Origin of the sequence: Gephyromycinifex aptenodytis, assembly GCF_012277275.1 — a bacterium.
Taxonomy (GTDB): domain Bacteria; phylum Actinomycetota; class Actinomycetes; order Actinomycetales; family Dermatophilaceae; genus Gephyromycinifex; species Gephyromycinifex aptenodytis.
This window is the reverse complement of the sequence record NZ_CP051155.1, coordinates 196,209-212,020: the sequence shown is the minus strand read 5'-3', so window position 1 is coordinate 212,020 and position 15,812 is coordinate 196,209. Positions and strand designations below refer to the sequence as shown.

Below are 15,812 nucleotides of genomic sequence, written 5' to 3'. Positions count from 1 at the left end.
GTTATCCCTTCATTCAGGTGTAGACCCGGCCGCGCGCGCTGGGCGCTCGCCCCTGGTCGCGATGACGGTGCGGTCGATCGATCTCTTGAGGATCTTGCCGGTGGCGCCCTTGGGCAGCGCCTCGACGAACTGGTAGATGCGCGGGACCTTGTAGGCGGCCAGCCGCTCCTCCAGCCAGGACCGCAGGGCCGCGCAGTCGATGTGCGCGCCCGGCTCCGTCGAGATGACCGCAGCGACCTCCTCACCCAGGTGCTCGTCAGGTACACCGACCACCGCCGCTTCCCGGATATCAGGATGGCCGTAGAGCACTTCTTCGATCTCGCGCGGGTACACGTTGTACCCGCCGCGGATGACCAGGTCTTTCTTACGATCCACAATCCATAGGTCGCCGTCTTCGTCCATCCGCCCGATGTCGCCGGTGAGGAACCACTCCCCCACTCGAACTGCCTCGGTCGCCTCCGGGCGACCCCAGTACTCCCGCATGAGGACGGGGCCGGCGATGGCCACCTCACCGGTCTGTCCCGGCGCCAACTCGGTGTGGGTTTCGTCCAGGATCGCCAATCGGCAGCCGTCGATCGCGCGTCCGACGCTCATCTCTTTACGGGGATGGATCGCCCGGTTGAAGGTCGCGGCTCCGGTGGTCTCACTCAGGCCGTAGCCGTCGAGCACGAGCGCGCCGAAACGTTCCTTGAAGGCCTGGCTCACCTTCAGCGGCAAGGCCGCGCCACCGGAGCAGGCCAGCCGAAGTCCGAGCAGGTCCTGCGCCGTGATGTCGGTGTGGGCGTGCAGCATCGCGTTCCACATCGTGGGGACCCCGGCCAGCCCGGTCAGCTGCTGCTCAGCCGCCATCTGCAGGAGCCCCTCGGGATGGAACGGATGTTGCAGTGACAGACTGCCGCCCGCCGTGTAGGTACTGGACATCACTGCGGCCTGGCCGAAGACGTGGAAGAGCGGCAGCGCCGTTCCCATCCGGTCCCCAGGGCCCAGGCCCAGCGCGTCGGCCAGGCCTGCGCCGCAGGCACGCAGGTTCTCGTGGGTCAGCGCGGCACCCTTGGGAGCCCCGGTGGTGCCGGAGGTGTACAGCAATACTGCGATGTCGTCTTGGTGTACCGGCACCGGTTCCCGGGTGCCGTCGGCGGGAACGCAGCCGGGCTGCAGGATCCAGGGCTTCACTCCGGCAGCAGCGGCAGCAGTCAGCGTCGCCTCACTGCCCTGATGCCAGCCGATGATGTCGGTGCAGCCGGCGTCGCGAATGAAGTGGGTCAGTTCACGCGGTGTGCACGACGGGTTGACCGTCACCGCGATCGCGCCGAGCGCGAGCAGGCCGTAATAGACCATGACGAATTCGCCGGTCGTCGGCACAACCATGAGAACCCGGTCTTCACGCTGAATACCGCGTCCGGCCAACTCCTCGGTGGCTCCCCGGATCGCGTGCTGAAGTTGGGAGAAGTTCCAGCGACGATCGCCGTCGCGTAGGGCCAGCGCCCCGGGCCGAGTCTCGGCGTGTTCCCAGATGAGGTTGACAGCGTTCGTCATGACAGACCTCCGCCGAGCTCAGCTTGGAAGCGCTGCATTCCCTGGATCCACCGGTCACGGTCAGCCGCCTTGCGGCGTGCGAATTCTGCGACGTCCTCATGCGGCGTCACCAGGAAAGTGCCCTGCTCGATGGCGGCGAGCACGTCCTGGGCCACCTCGGCCGGGGTGAGAACTTCACCGGCGCTGGTGACCGCCGCGATGGCCAGTTGCCCGCCGTCCCCGGCGTCGGAGGCCATGCCGGTGCGCAACATGTCGGTGTCGACACCCATCGGGCACAGACAGCTCACCCCGATACCGCGCTCACCGTATGTGACGGCCAGCCACTCGGCGAAGGCCACGGCGCCGCTCTTACTCACCGAATAGGTCGCCGAACCTACCTGGGTGAGCAATCCTGCCGCCGAGGCGGTAGAGACGAAATAGCCTCCGCCGCGCTCCACCCAGCCCGGGATGAGTTGACGGGCGGCGCGCACGTGCGCGAGCAGGTTGACTTCCAGAGCGCGCTGCCACTGCTCTTCACTGGCTCCCAACCCGGAGCCGTCCCCCACCCCGTTGGCGCAGAAGATGTCGACCGGGCCGTAATGCTGCTGCGCGGCCGCGATCATGCCTGCGATGTCCTGCTCGCTGGCTGCGTCGCCGGGTGCGGCGAGCACAGCCTCGGTGCCTGAGGATGCCCCGAGTCGCTGCGCGGTTGCGCCCAGCCGCGTCGCGTCCAGGTCGGAGATGACAACCCGGGCGCCTCGCTCCAGCAGCGCCTCGGCGATCGCCGCCCCGATACCACCGGCTGCTCCGGTGACGACGGCGACCTTGCCTTGGACCTGCATCCCGACGCCCATCAGTCGCGCGTTCTGCCGGCGACGTGAAGAGCCTGGCCGGTGGCGCAGCCGGCGACCTTGCGCACGGCCACCCGCACCCGATCAGCGTCGGTGGCCTCGGCTCTGGCCGCCTCGTCGAAGTCAGGCGCGGTGACGGTCATCCCGTCGGCCGCGAGTCGACGGGCAATCGCCACGCCGATACCTCGCGCCGCCTCGGTGACGATGGCGACCCGCTGCTGGTCAGTGGTCATGAGATCTCCCGTGGTCTGAAGTCGATAGCTGGACCTTACTTGAACCCGGCTTCATGTTCAATTAGGTTCACCTCATCGTCATCGATCTCAGGAGCCCCTCATGACCGCACCGGAACGGCCTCGCCCAACCTCACTGCAAGACCTGCAAAACCTTCTTGGGGTCGAGTTGGGCCCTACCCGGTGGCACCTCGTTGACCAGGCGATCATCGACGGTTTCGCCGACATCACCGGCGACCGACAGTGGATCCACGTCGAGCCTGCGCGCGCCGCCGAATCTCCCTTCGGCTCGACGATCGCCCATGGGCTGTACAGCCTTTCGCTGACGCCGGCCCTTCTCGAAGAACTCATGGCCTTCGATGGCTTCGCGCACAGCCTCAACTACGGCTATGACCGGGTGCGCTTCATCCACCCGCTTCCGGTCAACTCCCGCATCCGGCTCCGGGCCGAGTTGATCACCGTCGAGCAGACCCCCAACGGCCAGATCCACGTCGTCACCCGGCTCACGATCGAAGCCGAGGGCATCGACAAACCGATCCTCGTCGCGGACTCGATCGGCCGCTTCAGCGCTTGAGCCGGATGGCACCGCTCGTCGGGACCGACCAGGTAAGCCCCGCGTGGGCCCCCACGAGGTCGTCGATTCGCTCGGCGAGCTCGGGGGCCCACGCGCAGGTCCGGCGAGTGCTCAAGTCGACATGCGCTTCGAGCACCTCCAGGGTGCTGACCACCTGCGCGGTGGTGCGATTGAGGATCAGTGAGATGGCGTGGACGACTTTGTCGGCCCGGCCGAGCCAGCGCATGTGGGTACTCAGCTCGTCGCCGACGTGAATCTCGCCGAGGAACCGGATGTGCTGTTCGACGCTGAAAACGCTCCAGCCACGCGAACGCCGATACTCCTCGTCAAGCCCCAGTGCTTGCAGCGACGCAATCGCGCCGCGCAGATGCAGGTCGTAGAAGTGCCGAACGTTGACGTGCCCGTTGGCGTCCTGCCATTGCGCGGGGGCCACCTCGACCAGGTGCGCTGGCAGTGCGCACACGTCCTCGACGCGCAACCTCTGACTCATGGCAGCAGAACGACCTTGCCGGTGACAGTGCGCTCTTCCAGCGTGCGCAACGCCCCGCCCGCCTCGTCGAGCGGGTAAGTAGCCCCAACGATCGGGCGCAGCGCACCGCTTTGCAGGTGGGGCCGCATCGCCGCCCACTCCTTAGCCACGTGGCCCGGTCGCGGCATCGCATACGCGCCCCACCCGACACCAACGACGGAGATGTTGTTCAGCAGGAGGCGGTTCACCTTGACCTCGGGGATCGAACCTGCCGTGAAGCCGATGACCAACAGTCGACCATGCTCGTTGAGGGTGCGCAGCGAGTCGGTGAACCGGTCACCACCGACCGGGTCGACGACGATGTCGACGGATCGCCCGACGGTTTTCTGGAAGCCGTCGGCGAGTACGACCTCGTCAGCACCGGCAGCGCGCGCCACCTCGCCCTTGCTCTGGGTGGAGACGACGCCAATGACCCGAGCTGCCCCAAACGCCTTAGCCATCTGGATCGCCGCCGTCCCGATACCACCGGCTGCGCCGTGAACGAGCACCGTCTCACCTGCGCTCAGAGCACCGCGCTCGACGAGCGCGAAATAGACGGTGGCGTAGTTGAACAGGAACGCCGCGCCTTGCTCGAAGGAGACGTCATCGGGCAGCACGAAGGTCAGATCCGGGCGGGCCTGCACACACTCGGCGAATCCGCCGAGCAGGCACAGTGCGGCAACCCGATCCCCCGCGCTAAAGCCGCTGCCCTCAGGGGCGCTCTGCACGACCCCGGCGACTTCGGCGCCGGGCACGAACGGCAGTTCCGGCTTGAGCTGGTAGAGCCCTCGGGTTTGGAGCAACTCGGGGAAGGCGAGCCCGGCCGCCTTCACCGAGATGGTGACGAGGTTCGGGTCGGCCGGCTCGGGCAGGTCGACGAGTTCGACTGCCTCGGGGCCGTCGAGGGAGGTGATCTGGATAGCGCGCATCGTGGGTCCTGTCGTGGAGAAAGCGGGCAATATGACTCGCGGCCGCGGTGAGCGGTCTAGGAGCTGAGCAACCTCAGAGCCGAAGGAGCAGCTTTCCGATGTTGACGCCGTCGAAGAGGCCGAGCAGCGCGTCGGGGAAGGCTACGATGCCGCCCTCCAGGACGGTCTCGGTCGCAACCAGGCGGCCGTCTGTGATGAGCTGCGAGATCTCGGCGACAGCTTGGGGGTAGCGGTCGGCGTAGTCGAAGACGACGAAGCCTTGCATCGTCGCGCGGAAGACGAGCAGCGCCAGGTAGCGGCGCGGTCCTTGCGCCAGAGTCTCGTCGTTGTAGCTGGAGATCGCGCCGCAGATGACGACGCGGGCACCCCTGGCCAGATTGGCCAGGGCAGCGTCCAGGAGTTCACCGCCGACGTTGTCGAAGTAGACGTCGATCCCCTGCGGGGCCGCCCGGCGCACCGCCCGCATCAAGCTGCCTTCACGCCGGTCGATGACCTCGTCCAGGCCGAGCTCGCGCAGCCAAGCAACCTTTTCCGGGCCGCCGGCAACACCGATCACCCGGGCGCCTTTGGCCTTGGCGAGTTGAGCCACGGTGCTTCCGACCGCACCTGCCGCCGCGGAGACCAGCACGGTGTCACCGGGCTGCACGCGGCCAACATCGTGCAGGCCGAAGTAGGCCGTCATGCCGGGCATTCCGAGCGCACCCAGCCAGGTCCCCATCGGAGCGAGGTCGAGGTCGAGGCGCGTGAGGTCTGTACCGTCGGACAGCGCAAACTCACGCACGCCGAACATGCCGCTGACGGCGTCGCCGACTGCGAAGTCCTCATGCGCTGAGGCGATGACGCGTCCTGCCCCGATGGCCCGCATAACCTCCCCCAGGCCTACAGGCGGCAGATAGGAACGCACGTCGTTGAGCCAGCCGCGCATAGCCGGGTCCAGCGAGAGGAGTTCGACGCGCACGACGAGTTGACCGGGCTCAGGGTCGGGGACCTGCGTTGTCGTGAACTCCCAGGTGCTCGCGTCGGGTCGACCCGTCGGGCGCGCAGCCAGACGAACCTCCTGCGATGTCCAACTCATGGAGGGCTCCCTGTGGGTAGGTCTGGTGACCCACACCCTCCCATAACATGAATCTCCATTCAAGTGATGGTGATCGCGATTCAGCTGTCGCTACCGTCGAACCCGCACCCGCTCCGGACTCCTCGACCGTGGTGAGACCACGGGCGGGCGTTACTGAGTCAGCGGGCGGAGGCCACCCCTGCTGCGGGCCGGGTCGCCCCTGAGCCCCGACATGACGGTCACAACCGCAGAGACGCGCGGTAGTGGCGCCGGAGCGAGATGAGGTGGATACGTCTTGCACCCTCATACGCTGATCGGCGAAGTCGATCTGGATGTTGTGCGCGTTCGTTTCTGATGGCAACAGTGCCGCCGGCAGCCCGATGGCCCCAGGGCAGCCTCCCCGGTGCATTGCTCGGAAATGCCTGGGTCGCAGACACGCACGGTGATCCGCGAATTCCAGCAAGGGCCGCCGACCTTGATCAGACGGCGCGCCCGTGCGATGGAAGCAACGAGGAGGACCCATGAGCGACGACGAATGGCCTGCAGACTCTGAGGCGGGGTTGGCCGAGGCGGCGCGCTGGCTGGACCAGCATGCCCGGGAGAAAGATGCGGACTCGTCCAGCAGCGGCGAGGGTCGCCCCTGGGCCGGCCACGACATCGAAGGGAAGCTGCAACGCGCGGAGATGGGGATCGTCGCCTACGACAGCAGCGACGTGCTGACGGCAACCCTCGACTCCCCCGCCGACCTGCGTCAGTGGCTCAGCAACGCCCTGCCACATTCGCCGGTCTCCTTCGAGGTGTACGAGGTCGACGTCGCTGAACTGACCCGCGAATCCCCCAATGAGAAGGTGTTCCTCGTGCGCCACGAGCTCTCGCCGGGCGATGCAACGGCGCGAATCTCGTATGTGGCCCATCGGTTGAGCAACAACTTTCCTGGTGACAGCTGGTTCACCATCAACCGCAGCCACCAGTTCACCCCCTTTGCTGACATCTGTTGCGACGATGGCCGGGTTCAGTCTTACCTGGCCGACTACTGTGCGCCGCTCAACATGGTTCAGGACCACCTGTACGAAGGACCGGTGAAGCAGGACGACCCCAGGTGGTTCGGCATCCAGATTCCCGGGAGCGCGGTCCTCCTGACATTCCCCAAGGACGTGACCGTGCTGCAGGCTGCCTATGACGGCGACGGGGCCACGATGCACCTGTGTGCCTGGCCGTGGCGACAACGAATCGCCCACCTGCGCGCCGAAGCCGTCTTCCGCGAGAAGTGGAAAGACTGGTACGACCAAGCCACCCCGCTCGACCCTGTCCACGTGGCGGCAACCATCAAAGGCCTGCAGAACGACGTCACGGAACTGATGAGGAAGGACGAGCGATGAGCACCCGCACCCTGCTTGATGGAGGGGACCTCGACCTCATCTCCGATGGTGACGGCGAGGATAGTCGCTGCCACTGGGACGAGAGCGTCTGCACCGAAACGCCGACCCACTACCTTCTCTACCCCGCCGGGGAGGGCACCGAGGCGCTCACATACTGCGCCCGCCACCATGGGCTGACGCTCGCGGTGCTTCTGGAACTGCACCTCCCCCGCTGCCACGGGTCGGTTGAGGACCACATCGTTGGCTTCGGGGCGCTCAGCGACGCATCAGGGGCCGGCCGGGATCATTAGGGAGCGAGTCACGCTTCACGTATGGCCACGATCACGCCGCGAAGACGAGGCTCAGTCAGCGCGCAACTGCGGCGTGGTCAGGCCCAAGGCGTTGGTCCACAACCGGGTGCCGGCCTCGACGAGCGCGTCGATCTCGCTCGTTGTCGGGGCGGCCCCGCCTTCGGCCTCGACGACGAAGGTCTCGTAGGCCAACCGCGAGATCATGCCCGATAGCGCCTTCGCGGCCAGCTTCGGGTCGACCAGCCGATCAGCGAGCCCTCGCTCCTGCAGATCGGCGATGGCGCGGGCGTTGCGGCTGACGAAGGCGTGGCTGCGGGCGCGGCGCAGCGCTCGAAAACGCGGATCCACTGCCGCCACCTGTTGCAGCAGGATGTTGAGCTTGGCGTTACGGCGGTAGGCCTCGAAGTAGGCGCGGTTGCTTGCTCCGATGATCACGACCGGATCGTCGGTGGCCTCGATGCGCGACGTCCCGGGGTGCATCATGTCGCTCTGCGCCTCGTGCAGAACGGCAGCGAAAACCTCATCCTTGCTGTCGAACCAGGTGTAGAAGCTGCCGATCGAGCAATTCGCCTCGGCGACGATGTCGACCAGGCGGGAGTCGACGAAGCCGTCGCGCTCGAAGACCGTCCGCGCCGCCGTGATCAGCGACTCCCGGGTGCGGCGTCCCCGAGCTGTCTGCGGCTGCACCCCCAGGCGTGCCGGGTCGAAGAGATCGGGAACCCTGTCGCGCTCAGCGGCGACGCTCTCTACGGCCATGGGATTCATCCTAGTCCGCGCCCGAGCAGCCTTCGGCTGCCTCGGGTCCCTGCGGGCCGCTCCCGCGCCGCGAGGCCACCCCCGATCTTCCAGCTCAACGGAGGTGGCCTCGCCTCAGCCGCGCCGCTCAGCCGCCGAAGTAGGCCCGAGGGTTCTTCACCAGCATCGTGTCGATGTCGTCCTCGCTGGCTCCCCCTTCGAGCAGCGCCGGGATGACGTCCTCACTGATATGCCGGAAGTTCCACTTGGGCACGGCAACCTGCTTGGCCTGCGGATCGAACCAGTCGATGAAACACGCAGCGTCATGGGCGAGGACCATGCGCTCGGCGTAACCGCGGCGCAACATCTCCAGCACGGTGGCGACCCGCTGTTCGAAGGGCAGGAGAACATCGAGCCCGAACCGGTCCATGCCGAGGTAGGAGCCCGCGTCGGCGAGCTCGCACAGGTAGTCCGCGTCGGTGGTGTCGCCACTATGCCCGATGACGACCTTGCTCAGGTCGACGCCTTCTTCGGCCAGGACGCGCTGGGCGACCAGGCCGGAGCGGGTGTGCGGGTTGGTGTGCACGGTGATCGGGACACCGCTGTCGCTGCTCGCGGCCCCGACCGCACGCATGGCCCGCTCGACCCCGGGAGTGAGGCCTGGCTCTTCGATAGCGCATTTGAGGAAGGCTGCCCGCACGCCGGTATCGGCGATACCCTCACGCAGGTCTTTCAGGAAGAGCTCGGTAAGCGGCTCGGGGACATCGAAGAGCAAACCCGGGCCGGTGTAGTGGAACTGGAACGGGATCTCGTTGTAGGTGTACAGCCCGGTCGCGACGACGATGTTGAGTTCGACCTGTTCGGCCACGCGCTGCACACGAGGCAGATACCGGCCCAGACCCAGGACCGTGGGGTCCAGGATCGTGTCGATACCCAGGTTCTTGAGATCGGTCAGCTCGACGACGGCTTCGGCGACCTTGACGTCCTCGTCCCAATCGTCTGCGTAGTTCTGGCGATATTCCTCGCCCAGGACGAACAGGTGCTCGTGGGCTAGAACGCGGCCCAGTTCGGCGGAGTCAACGCTCCCGGTCACAGTCGGAACAGCCACCATCAAGATCTCTCCTTCGAGTCTGAAGGTGGCAAGCCTAACCCAAACTCGAATCCGGATTCATAACGATCGTGGCGCCGATCCGGACTCAATCGGCCCACCCGTAGGGCAGGCCGGGGGCGGTAACCGGAACGCCATTGCACCGAAAAGACTGCAGCGCGGGCCCCAACCGGCCCGCGCTGCAGTAACAATCCCCGTGCTCACTCCACGTCGTCGTCCACCCAGTCGAGGGTCTTGGTGACAGCCTTCTTCCAGTTACGCAGCAGACGCTCGCGCTCTGCCTCCTCCATCTGCGGTTCCCACCGCTTGTCCTCGGCCCAGTTGTCGATGACGTCCTGTTCGCCATTCCAGAAACCGACGGCGATGCCGGCTGCATACGCGGCACCGAGCGCCGTTGTCTCAGCAACCTTCGGGCGGATGACGGGAACCCCGAGGATGTCGGCCTGGAACTGCATGAGCGTCTCGTTCGCAGTCATCCCGCCGTCGACCTTGAGCTCGGTCAGTTCCACGTCGCGGCTGGCGGCGTCGGCGATCATCGCATCCATGACCTCCCGGGTCTGGAAGGCTGCTGCTTCCAGGGCAGCCCTGGCGATGTGCCCCTTGTTCACGTAGCGGGTCAGCCCGACCAAGGCGCCCCGGGCATCCGAACGCCAGTGCGGGGCGAACAGACCTGAGAACGCCGGTACGAAGTAGGCGCCCCCGTTGTCTTCGACTGTGCCCGCAAGCTTTTCAATATCGGCCGCTTCTTTGATGAGGCCGACGTGGTCGCGCAACCATTGGATGAGCGAACCGGTGACCGCGATCGAACCTTCCAGGGCGTAGACCGTCTCGGCGTCCCCGATCTTGTAGCAGACCGTGGTGAGCAGACCGTGCTCGCTGGTCACCGCGTCGGTGCCGGTGTTGATGAGCATGAAGTTGCCGGTGCCGTAGGTGTTCTTAGCCATGCCCTTGCTGAAGCAGGCCTGGCCGAAAGTGGCCGCCTGCTGATCGCCGAGGATGCCGGCGATCGGAGTGTCGATAAGTAGGCCCTGCTTGCGACCGTGCCCGTACACCTCGGAGGAGGACTTGATCTCGGGCAGCATCGAGACGGGGATGCGCATGTCGGCGCAGATGCTCTCATCCCAGGTCAGCGAACGGACGTCCATCAGCATCGTGCGGGAGGCGTTCGTCACGTCGGTGACGTGCACGCCCCCGTTCGCGCCGCCAGTCATGTTCCACAGCACCCAGGAATCCGTGGTGCCGAACAGCAGGTCGCCTGCTTCTGCCCGCTCCCGGGCTCCCTCGACGTTGTCCAGGATCCAGGTGACCTTCGGTCCCGAGAAGTAGGTCGCCAGCGGCAGCCCGCAGATGTCCTTGTACTTGTCGTCGCCGTCCTGACCGGCCAACTCCGCGCAGATCTTCTTCGTGCGGGTGTCCTGCCAGACGATGGCGTTGTAGACCGGTTCTCCGGTGTTCTTGTCCCACACGACCGCTGTCTCACGCTGGTTGGTGATGCCGACGGCAGCGATTTCATGGCGGTTGACCTCGGCGCGGCTCAACGCCTGACCAACCGCTTCGCGCACGTTACGCCAGATCTGCATCGGGTCGTGCTCCACCCAGCCGGCCTTGGGAAAGATCTGTTCGTGCTCCAGTTGCCCGGTGGAGACAATTCCGCCGGAGTGGTCGAACAGGATCGCCCGCGAACTCGTGGTGCCCTGGTCGATGGCGAGCACGTACTTCTTCTCGGATGCGGTGTTGGGGCTCATGTCGCGCCTTTCACGTCGTTGTGTCGGCTACCAATGCCACCTTGGCACTCGGTGCCGTTATGTGTGAGCTGTGTCTTATGGGAGTCGGTGCGGATGTGGTCTCAGAAGGCGGTGGCGAGCAAGCCCGCCAGCACCCCGCCGATGATCGGGCCGACGACCGGCACCCAGGCGTAGGACCAATCGTTGCCGCCCTTACCTGGAATGGGAAGGACAGCGTGCGCGATGCGTGGGCCGAGGTCGCGGGCCGGGTTGATGGCGTACCCGGTCGGGCCACCCAGGGAGAGACCGAGGCCGACCACGAGCAAGGCTGCGGCGAGCGGACCCAACTCGGTAGGCGTATTACCGAACCTGATGATGACGTAGACCAGCACGAACGTGGCAATGATCTCGGTCACCAGGTTCCAGCCGAAGGAACGGATCTCCGGGGCGGTGCAGAAGATGGCCAGCTTGTCCGCTGCCGGAGCCTCCTGGTCGAAGTGCCGCTTGTAGGACAGGTAGGCGCCTACCGCCCCGAGGAATCCACCCAACATCTCGCCAGCCACGTAGGTGAGCGTCGAAGCCAGGTTGACGGCCACCCCAGGGGCGTATTCCTGGGCTCCGCTGGCGAGCAGGCCCAAGGTGACCGCCGGGTTGAGGTGACCACCGGAACGGTAGGCGGCGTAGACACCGGCGAAGACACCCAGGCCCCAACCGAAGGTGATGACGATCCAGCCGGCGCCGGTCGCTTTCGTCTTCGGCAGCACGACGCCGGCGACCACACCCACACCCAGCAGTAGCAGGATCGCGGTCCCGAGAACCTCTGAGAAGAACACGTGGATCAATGGCACCGTCGCGGCACCGGCAAGAATGGACATGGGACTCCTGACACATCGTTGTGTTTGGCTTGGGCAGGGGCCGGCGGCCGCGCCGGCGGGGTTTCACAGGGTGGTGCGCAGGTGGGAGACGGGACGCCGCTGGGAAACCAGCCACGCCCCGGGGCTCGCTGCAGGATAGAGGTGGCCCGCGGTTACCCACAGCGCCTTTCAGGCCATGGGGACCAGATCGGGCACTCCCAGTCGAGCGCGCACCGCCTGCTCGTCGGTGCTGGTCTGTTCGGCGGCGGCTTCGGCGGCCACTCGATCGGAGTAGCTGCGGATCTCGGCTTCGCGCTGGGTCTCATCCCAGCCGAGCAGCGGCGCCGCGATGTCGACGATCTCCGGCAGTGCCGAGCGGCCGCGGTCACGGTGCTCGTAGTCCAGGCGCACCCGCTTACGCAGGATGTCGTCGACGTGTAGGGCTCCCTCGTGGGTGATGGCGAAGGCCACCTCGGCGCGCAGGTAGGCCGGTTCGGCCGCCAGGGGCGCACCCAGGTCAGGGTTCTCAGCAATCAGGTCGATGATGACGGGCAGTTCGTCGCCGTAGCGGTCCAGCAGGTGTTGAACCCGCTGTGGGCTCCATCCTTCGTCAGCGGCCACCCGCTCCTTCTGGGTCTGCCAGGCCGCGTAGCCAGCCCCACCGACCAGCGGCACCGTCTCGGTGATGCAGGGGTGCTCCTCCAGCGCGCGAGGCCCACCCCGCTGGGTGAGGGCGAAATCGACGGCGTCCTGGGCCATGACGCGATAGGTGGTGAGCTTGCCGCCGGCGATGGCCGCCAGACCGGGGGTGACTTCGGCCACGGTGTGCTCCCGGGAGACCTTGGCCGAGGAGTCCTCCCCCTTGGTTTTGGGCTGCAGCAACGGTCGAAGCCCGGCGTAGGTGCCGATGATGTCCTCACGGGTCAGCGGGTTGGCCAGAACACTGTTCGCGTGTTCTAGGACGTAGTCGATGTCAGCCGCGGTGGTCACGGGATGGGCGAGGTCCTGGGTCCATTCGGTGTCGGTGGTGCCGATGACCCAATACCGCTCCCACGGGATGATGAACAGCACCGACTTCTCGGTACGCAGGAAGATTCCGGCCTGTCCCTGGATCCGGTCCTTGGGCACGACGATGTGGATGCCCTTGCTGGCCAGCACCCGTAGTCCCCCGTCGGCGGTGGCCAGGTCCTGGGTGCGTTCGGTCCAGACCCCGGTTGCGTTGATGACGTAGTCGGCCTGCACCTGCAATTCACGACCGGTCTCCAGGTCTTTGATGTGCGCGCCGACCACTCGCGAGCCGTCCTTGAGGTAACCGGTCACCTGGGCTCGACTGACGGCCAAGGCTCCGTACCCGACGGCCGTGCGAACCAGGTCGATGACCAGCCGGGCGTCGTCGACGCGAGCGTCGTAGAAACGGATGGCTCCGATGAGAGCGTCGTCACGGATGCCGGGGAAGAGTTCCTTCGCGCCCTCCTTGGTGTAGTGCTTCTGACGGGGAACGGCGTTGTGCCCGCCGCCGCCGAACTGGGCGAGCATGTCGTACATGCCCACACCCACCGCACTGTAAGAGCGCTCCACGACCGGCATCTTCAACGGCCACAGGAACGGCTGCGCCTTGACCAGGTGCGGGGCGGTGCGGGTCAGCAGCAGCCCACGCTCCTTCAGCGCCTCGGCCACGAGCGCGAAGTTGAACTGGTAGAGGTAGCGCAGCCCGCCGTGGACGAGTTTGCTCGACCACTGTGAGGTGCCTCCGGCCCAGTCCTGCGCTTCGACGATCCCCACCCGCAGACCCCGGGTCGCCGCATCCAGAGCGATACCGGCGCCGGTGACGCCTCCCCCGACCACGAGCAGGTCGACCTTCTCCTTCTGCAGCTGGGCAAGTGCGCCCTCACGCTGGGCGCTGTTCAGGCATGTGCGTGCCACGGAACTCTCCTCACGACTGGTGGGGCCGGTGCATCGGCGACAGCCGAGGCCTCAGCGCCTCTCAAGCGACGTGATGTCGTCGTCTCCCACACCATGAGCCGTGTGACCACATGATCAAAGCGTTTGCACATTCGTGCAGCTACAGTCGTGAACTGTGGACGAACGTGAGGTCATCCTCGAGGCGGCAACGAGCTACTACGTGCAGAACGAGACCATGGCGGTCATCGCACGGCGGTTGGGCGTCTCTCGCTCGACCGTGTCGCGAATGCTCGCTGCCGCCCGCGAGAGCGGCCTGGTGGAGATCACCGTGCACAATGACCACCGCTCGTACAACGCGATCCACCACGCGCTCAACGAGGAGTACGGCGTCGTCGCCCACCTCGTGCCGGTACGCGACACGGCCACACCGCTGGCGCGCCTGGACGCAGTGGCACGCGTCGCTGGTCACTTGGTCAGTCGCCTCTTACACGACGGCGCGGCTCTGGGCATGGCCTGGGGCACAACGATCAGCGCTGTCGCAGACCGGCTCCCGGCTCGCCAGCTCAGCGGTGTACATGTCGTTCAACTCAACGGTGCCGCCAACATCACCACCAGCGGCATCGACTACACCAGCGACATCCTGGGCCAGGCGGCGCGCGCCTACGACGCCACAGCTCACTACTTTCCGGTCCCCGCCTTCTTCGACTTTCCCGAAACCAAGGCGGCGCTGTGGCGCGAACGCACCGTGCAACGCGTCCTGGAGCTGCACGAGGCACTGGATGTCGCGGTCTTCAGCGTCGGCGCCTTTCAAGGCGAGTTGCCCTCCCACGTGTACTCGGATGCCTATCTGACTCGCGCAGATGTCACCGAACTCATCCGCGAACGCGTAGTCGGTGACGTGTGCACCGTGTTCTTACGCGAGGACGGCACCTACGCCGACATCGCCATCAACGCCCGAGCCAGCGGCCCGACTCCGTCCTAGTTGGCCCAGATTCCGACCCGGGTAGGTGTGGTCACCGGGTTGAACAAGGTTGCGGCGCTGGCCGGGGCGCTGCGGGCGGGAGCCATCACCGACCTGGTCATCGACGTGCGCACCGCGCGCACTCTGCTGACCCGCTACGGTCATCGCCGCTTCGGGGGATAGGCTGCCGTGATGACGCAGGATCGAGCAGACCGCCCGCGTCGGGCACGCCGGCCGCAGCTTCCGCCGCAGTCATGTGCCGCGATGTGGCAGGAAGCCCACGAGGCTGCCTGGGGCAGTGCGGCCCCGTCTCAGTTCTGGGTCGCACTGGAACAACCGGGGTCGTGGGGCCGGCTGGCCTTCGTCGAGTCCAAGCTCGACCCCAAGATCGGTAAGGCTCTGCAGGCCGGTTGTTCCGACGCCGGTGGCCGGGCCCTGCTCATCCGCTCCCCCGGACGCCATCGGGTGCAGCGGGAGAACGAACCGATGCCCCGCACCGTTTTCGTCGCCGGTGGCATGCCGAGCGGGCGCCCGTGGCTCCTCTCCGGCACCATCGAGACCCCCGAACAGCTCCTGGACCTGCCCTTCGACACCCTCCTCGGCGATGACCCCGAACCGGCCACGAACGCGCTACCCAGTCTGAGCCGCACGTCGACCTCGGTGCTGCTGTTGTGCACGAACGCGAAACGGGACGCCTGCTGCGCCGTCGTCGGCAGGCCCATCGTTCTCGAGACGGCCTCTTCGCGCCCCGACCAGATCTGGGAGTGCACCCACACCGGCGGTCACCGTTTCGCCCCCACCGGAGTCCTGCTACCCAGCGGGGTGACCTTGGGGCGGCTGAGCACCCCGTTGGCTATCGCGGCGATCGATGCAGCCCAGCACGGGCTGCTTGCCGGGGAGGCCAACACCGCCCAGCACCTTCGAGGACTGGCGCACCTGCCGCAGGTCGAACAAGCCGCCGACGCCTGGGTTCGCTCCCAAATCCGCGAGGCTGACGTCACCGCGTTGAGCACCCGGCTGCTGGCCCCCGCCGATGATGACCACCCGGGCCGGGTCGAGGTGACCCACCGTGACGGACGTTGCTGGCAGCTGCGCGTGAGCCGACGCACCGACGCGAGCACATGGCGGCGCAACTCCTGCGGGACAGAACCCGTGCCGACGGTGTCTTGGCTGGTGGAGGCGCTGCCCTGAGGCTGTT

Annotated in this window: 15 protein-coding genes and 1 pseudogene; 5 read left to right on the top strand and 11 right to left on the bottom strand. The window is 66.5% G+C overall.

Annotated elements, in window-relative coordinates:
* Positions 1-9: 9 nt before the first annotated feature.
* The 3 genes from G9V96_RS00895 to G9V96_RS15235 are packed head-to-tail and all read right to left on the bottom strand — an operon-like array spanning position 10 to position 2,599.
* Positions 10-1,536, bottom strand: coding sequence for a class I adenylate-forming enzyme family protein (locus G9V96_RS00895; RefSeq protein WP_168581347.1), 1,527 nt, complete (start codon positions 1,534-1,536; stop codon positions 10-12).
* Complete coding sequence (locus G9V96_RS00890) at positions 1,533-2,369, bottom strand: SDR family oxidoreductase (RefSeq protein ID WP_226913360.1); 837 nt, start codon at positions 2,367-2,369, stop codon at positions 1,533-1,535. The genes G9V96_RS00895 and G9V96_RS00890 overlap by 4 nt, the downstream gene beginning before the upstream one ends.
* On the bottom strand, positions 2,369-2,599 hold the full coding sequence (locus G9V96_RS15235) for a hypothetical protein (protein WP_264318474.1): 231 nt from the start codon (positions 2,597-2,599) through the stop codon (positions 2,369-2,371). Before G9V96_RS15235 ends, G9V96_RS00890 begins: the two co-directional genes overlap by 1 nt.
* A gap of 100 nt (positions 2,600-2,699) precedes the next feature.
* Here G9V96_RS15235 and G9V96_RS00880 point away from each other — a divergent pair, with 100 nt between their 5' ends.
* Positions 2,700-3,170, top strand: coding sequence for a MaoC family dehydratase (locus tag G9V96_RS00880; protein ID WP_168581346.1), 471 nt, complete (start codon positions 2,700-2,702; stop codon positions 3,168-3,170).
* On the opposite strand, the gene G9V96_RS00875 is transcribed toward G9V96_RS00880, so the two are convergent.
* The 3 genes from G9V96_RS00875 to G9V96_RS00865 all read right to left on the bottom strand — a co-directional run bounded on the left by G9V96_RS00875 (position 3,160) and on the right by G9V96_RS00865 (position 5,682).
* Positions 3,160-3,660: a thioesterase family protein gene (locus G9V96_RS00875; RefSeq protein WP_168581345.1), complete on the bottom strand. Its 501-nt coding sequence runs from the start codon at positions 3,658-3,660 to the stop codon at positions 3,160-3,162. The genes G9V96_RS00880 and G9V96_RS00875 overlap by 11 nt on opposite strands.
* Positions 3,657-4,607: an NADPH:quinone oxidoreductase family protein gene (locus tag G9V96_RS00870; RefSeq protein ID WP_168581344.1), complete on the bottom strand. Its 951-nt coding sequence runs from the start codon at positions 4,605-4,607 to the stop codon at positions 3,657-3,659. Before G9V96_RS00870 ends, G9V96_RS00875 begins: the two co-directional genes overlap by 4 nt.
* A gap of 73 nt (positions 4,608-4,680) precedes the next feature.
* Positions 4,681-5,682, bottom strand: coding sequence for an NADP-dependent oxidoreductase (locus G9V96_RS00865; RefSeq protein WP_168581343.1), 1,002 nt, complete (start codon positions 5,680-5,682; stop codon positions 4,681-4,683).
* Between the two features lie 500 nt (positions 5,683-6,182).
* Between G9V96_RS00865 and G9V96_RS00860 the strand changes: the two genes are divergently transcribed.
* Both G9V96_RS00860 and G9V96_RS00855 read left to right on the top strand, forming a co-directional pair.
* The gene (locus G9V96_RS00860) at positions 6,183-7,040 is read left to right on the top strand and encodes a hypothetical protein (protein WP_168581342.1); all 858 of its coding nucleotides are present in this window, start codon (positions 6,183-6,185) and stop codon (positions 7,038-7,040) included.
* Positions 7,037-7,330, top strand: coding sequence for a hypothetical protein (locus tag G9V96_RS00855; RefSeq protein WP_168581341.1), 294 nt, complete (start codon positions 7,037-7,039; stop codon positions 7,328-7,330). Before G9V96_RS00860 ends, G9V96_RS00855 begins: the two co-directional genes overlap by 4 nt.
* 51 nt (positions 7,331-7,381) lie before the next feature.
* Here G9V96_RS00855 and G9V96_RS00850 read toward each other — a convergent pair whose 3' ends face one another.
* From G9V96_RS00850 to G9V96_RS00830, 5 genes are all read right to left on the bottom strand, one after another.
* A complete protein-coding gene (locus tag G9V96_RS00850) occupies positions 7,382-8,086 on the bottom strand; it encodes a TetR/AcrR family transcriptional regulator (RefSeq protein WP_168581340.1) in 705 nt (234 codons plus the stop codon).
* Positions 8,087-8,213: 127 nt separating this feature from the next.
* Positions 8,214-9,176: a phosphotriesterase family protein gene (locus tag G9V96_RS00845; protein ID WP_168581339.1), complete on the bottom strand. Its 963-nt coding sequence runs from the start codon at positions 9,174-9,176 to the stop codon at positions 8,214-8,216.
* Positions 9,177-9,373: 197 nt separating this feature from the next.
* Complete coding sequence (gene glpK / locus G9V96_RS00840) at positions 9,374-10,918, bottom strand: glycerol kinase GlpK (protein WP_168581338.1); 1,545 nt, start codon at positions 10,916-10,918, stop codon at positions 9,374-9,376.
* Between the two features lie 101 nt (positions 10,919-11,019).
* Positions 11,020-11,772, bottom strand: a complete 753-nt coding sequence (locus G9V96_RS00835) for an MIP/aquaporin family protein (protein WP_168581337.1) — start codon at positions 11,770-11,772, stop codon at positions 11,020-11,022.
* 168 nt (positions 11,773-11,940) lie between these two features.
* On the bottom strand, positions 11,941-13,674 hold the full coding sequence (locus G9V96_RS00830) for a glycerol-3-phosphate dehydrogenase/oxidase (RefSeq protein ID WP_168581336.1): 1,734 nt from the start codon (positions 13,672-13,674) through the stop codon (positions 11,941-11,943).
* A 214-nt stretch (positions 13,675-13,888) separates the two neighbouring features.
* On the opposite strand from G9V96_RS00830, the pseudogene G9V96_RS00825 reads away from it, so the two are divergent.
* Both G9V96_RS00825 and G9V96_RS00820 read left to right on the top strand, forming a co-directional pair.
* Positions 13,889-14,797: pseudogene (locus G9V96_RS00825) on the top strand (sugar-binding transcriptional regulator).
* Between the two features lie 9 nt (positions 14,798-14,806).
* Entirely contained in the window at positions 14,807-15,805 is a 999-nt protein-coding gene (locus G9V96_RS00820; protein WP_168581335.1) for a sucrase ferredoxin, read from the top strand.
* The last annotated feature ends 7 nt before the right edge of the window (positions 15,806-15,812 follow it).

What these genes read in the sequence shown, in the direction of transcription:
- G9V96_RS00855 (WP_168581341.1), top strand. Translation starts at nt 7,037, where the DNA reads ATGAGCACCCGCACCCTGCTTGATGGAGGGGACCTCGACCTCATCTCC.
- G9V96_RS00850 (WP_168581340.1), bottom strand. Translation starts at nt 8,086, where the DNA reads ATGGCCGTAGAGAGCGTCGCCGCTGAGCGCGACAGGGTTCCCGATCTC.
- G9V96_RS00880 (WP_168581346.1), top strand. Translation starts at nt 2,700, where the DNA reads ATGACCGCACCGGAACGGCCTCGCCCAACCTCACTGCAAGACCTGCAA.
- G9V96_RS00890 (WP_226913360.1), bottom strand. Translation starts at nt 2,369, where the DNA reads ATGGGCGTCGGGATGCAGGTCCAAGGCAAGGTCGCCGTCGTCACCGGA.
- G9V96_RS00895 (WP_168581347.1), bottom strand. Translation starts at nt 1,536, where the DNA reads ATGACGAACGCTGTCAACCTCATCTGGGAACACGCCGAGACTCGGCCC.
- G9V96_RS00845 (WP_168581339.1), bottom strand. Translation starts at nt 9,176, where the DNA reads ATGGTGGCTGTTCCGACTGTGACCGGGAGCGTTGACTCCGCCGAACTG.
- glpK (WP_168581338.1), bottom strand. Translation starts at nt 10,918, where the DNA reads ATGAGCCCCAACACCGCATCCGAGAAGAAGTACGTGCTCGCCATCGAC.
- G9V96_RS00860 (WP_168581342.1), top strand. Translation starts at nt 6,183, where the DNA reads ATGAGCGACGACGAATGGCCTGCAGACTCTGAGGCGGGGTTGGCCGAG.
- G9V96_RS00865 (WP_168581343.1), bottom strand. Translation starts at nt 5,682, where the DNA reads ATGAGTTGGACATCGCAGGAGGTTCGTCTGGCTGCGCGCCCGACGGGT.
- G9V96_RS00835 (WP_168581337.1), bottom strand. Translation starts at nt 11,772, where the DNA reads ATGTCCATTCTTGCCGGTGCCGCGACGGTGCCATTGATCCACGTGTTC.
- G9V96_RS00875 (WP_168581345.1), bottom strand. Translation starts at nt 3,660, where the DNA reads ATGAGTCAGAGGTTGCGCGTCGAGGACGTGTGCGCACTGCCAGCGCAC.
- G9V96_RS00820 (WP_168581335.1), top strand. Translation starts at nt 14,807, where the DNA reads ATGACGCAGGATCGAGCAGACCGCCCGCGTCGGGCACGCCGGCCGCAG.
- G9V96_RS00870 (WP_168581344.1), bottom strand. Translation starts at nt 4,607, where the DNA reads ATGCGCGCTATCCAGATCACCTCCCTCGACGGCCCCGAGGCAGTCGAA.
- G9V96_RS15235 (WP_264318474.1), bottom strand. Translation starts at nt 2,599, where the DNA reads ATGACCACTGACCAGCAGCGGGTCGCCATCGTCACCGAGGCGGCGCGA.